The sequence below is a fragment of the Streptomyces sichuanensis genome, assembly GCF_020328095.1.
Classification (GTDB): Bacteria; Actinomycetota; Actinomycetes; order Streptomycetales; family Streptomycetaceae; genus Streptomyces; species Streptomyces cinnamoneus.
Genome location: NZ_JAIXMK010000254.1, coordinates 1 through 1606, shown reverse-complemented (window position 1 = coordinate 1606; position 1606 = coordinate 1). Strand labels below are relative to the sequence as shown.

General features: G+C 71.0%; 2 protein-coding genes. Both read right to left on the bottom strand.

What is annotated here, in order from left to right; genetic code table 11:
* Positions 1-85 precede the first annotated feature (85 nt).
* Positions 86-799: a sugar phosphate nucleotidyltransferase gene (locus LE181_RS31755; RefSeq protein ID WP_225665075.1), complete on the bottom strand. Its 714-nt coding sequence runs from the start codon at positions 797-799 to the stop codon at positions 86-88.
* Positions 800-870: 71 nt separating this feature from the next.
* A partial coding sequence (locus LE181_RS31750) for a GDP-mannose 4,6-dehydratase (RefSeq protein WP_225665073.1) occupies positions 871-1606 on the bottom strand: 736 nt, incomplete at its 5' end.

Below are 1606 nucleotides of genomic sequence, written 5' to 3'. Positions count from 1 at the left end.
CGCCCGGAAGGGCGCGCAGGTGCGCGGCGGCGTGCCGGCCCAGGAAGCCGGTGGCGCCCAGGACGAGGATGCGCATCGGGTCCGGTCACGCTCCCTTGATCAGCAGGTCGCGGCGGACGGAGAACTCGGCATTGGCCCGGTCGTAGTCGTCGGGACGGCCGATGTCGAGCCAGTAGCCCTCGAATTCGTGGGCGTGGGGCGGGGTGTCGTCGGCGAGCAGGTCGAGGACGAGCTCGTCGAAGCCCAGCGGCAGCCCGGGGGTGTAGCGGGCGAGGGCGGAGCGGGTGACGCCGTAGACGCCCATGGAGACGCGGTAGTCCATGCTGGGCTTCTCGGCGAAGCCGACGACGCGCCCGGAGTCGGTGGTGAGCACGCCGAAGTCGATGTTGACCTTCCGGGCGTAGGTGGCGATGGTCAGCGGGGCCCCGGAGGCGATGTGGTCGGTGAGGACCGCACCGAAGTCGAGGTCGGTGAGGACGTCGCCGTTCATCACGAGGAAGTGCTCCGGCAGCCGGTCGGTCATGGTGAGCAGCGGCCCCATGGTGCCCAGCGGGCTCTCCTCGGTGGTGTAGTCGACGGCGAGGCCCCACTGGGAGCCGTCGCCGACGTAGGCGCGGATGATGTGGCCGAGGTGGCCGATGGCCAGGGTGCAGCTGGTGAAGCCGGCGCCGGCCAGCTGGCGCATGACGATTTCGAGGATGGCGTGCTGGTCGCCGATGGGCACCAGGGGCTTGGGCAGTGCGGTGGTGTACGGGCGCAGCCGGACGCCCTTGCCTCCGGCCAGGATGACTGCGTGCATGGGGTGCCGTTCCTCTCTGCGATGGGTGTCTCTCGTCGGTCCGTCGTCGGTCCGTGCGCGGGGGAAGGGCGTCAGACGTTGTAGATGCCGGTCTTGTACCGGCCGAGGTTGACGGGGTCGCGGAAGAAGGCGATGGCTTCGCGCAGCCCCTCCTCCAGGGTGTGGGCGGGGCTCCAGCCGGTGGCGGCCCGCAGCCGGGAGGAGTCGCAGACCAGCCGCATCACCTCGGAGGCGGCGGGCCGCACCCGTGCCGGGTCCTCCTGGACGTCGAGGTCGGCGTCCATCAGTTTGCCGATGAGGGTCACCAGGTCGCCGACGGAGATCTCCTCGCCGGTGCCGGAGTTGAACGTGCGTCCGAGGACGGCGCCGGCGGGTGCGGTGCCGACGGCGCGGAAGGCGGCCACGGTGTCCTTGACGTAGCTGAAGTCACGGGTGGGGCGCAGGTCGCCGAGGGTGATGGTGCGCTGTCCGGCGGCGACCTGTCCGATGACGGTGGGGATGACGGCCCGCATGGACTGGCGGGGGCCGAAGGTGTTGAAGGGGCGCAGGGTGACGACGGGCAGCCCGAAGCTGGCGTGGTAGCTGTCGGCGAGCCGGTCGCCGCCCGCCTTGGACGCGGCGTACGGGGACTGGGTGTTGATGGGGTGGTCCTCGGTGATCGGCACGGTCTGGGCGGTGCCGTAGGTCTCGCTGGTGGAGGTGTGGACCAGGCGTGGGACGTCCTGGTGGCGCACGGCCTCCAGGACGTTGAGGGTGCCGGTGACGTTGGTGTCGACGTAGCTGTGCGGGGCCCGGTAGGAGTACGGG

Bases quoted from the DNA above. Each gene is read 5' to 3' on its own strand.
- LE181_RS31755 (WP_225665075.1), bottom strand. From the start codon at position 799: ATGCACGCAGTCATCCTGGCCGGAGGCAAGGGCGTCCGGCTGCGCCCG.